This is a genomic window from Streptomyces sp. P9(2023) (assembly GCF_032436795.1).
Lineage (GTDB): Bacteria > Actinomycetota > Actinomycetes > Streptomycetales > Streptomycetaceae > Streptomyces.
In genome coordinates this window covers 1-293 of sequence record NZ_JAUPWM010000331.1, presented here as the reverse complement: position 1 = coordinate 293, position 293 = coordinate 1, and the positions used below count along the sequence as shown (strand labels likewise).

Below are 293 nucleotides of genomic sequence, written 5' to 3'. Positions count from 1 at the left end.
CGCATCTGGAGAGACGCGCCCGCTCATTGGATGTGGCGCTGCAATTGCGGACGAATCGGAAGGTGGCAGTCCACATTTGGCGAGGCCCTGTCGGCGTCTGAGCGTCACCGGCACGACATGGCCGACCTCTCCACCGACGACGGCCTGCGGCGCTACCTCGCCTCCACGCGACGCACCCAGGTCGCGGCATGACACCCACCCTGATCGCTCCCGGGGCGGGTGACGACCGCCGAGCCCCCGCCCCGGGAGCCTGCTCCGCCCTCCACATCCTCACCGGCGCGATGGGACTAGAC

General features: G+C 70.0%; 1 protein-coding gene. It reads left to right on the top strand.

The window, feature by feature from the left end; all coding sequences use genetic code 11:
- The coding region (locus Q5762_RS37830; RefSeq protein ID WP_315896844.1) for a hypothetical protein at window positions 1-192 on the top strand (192 nt) is incomplete at its 5' end.
- Window positions 193-293: the final 101 nt, after the last annotated feature.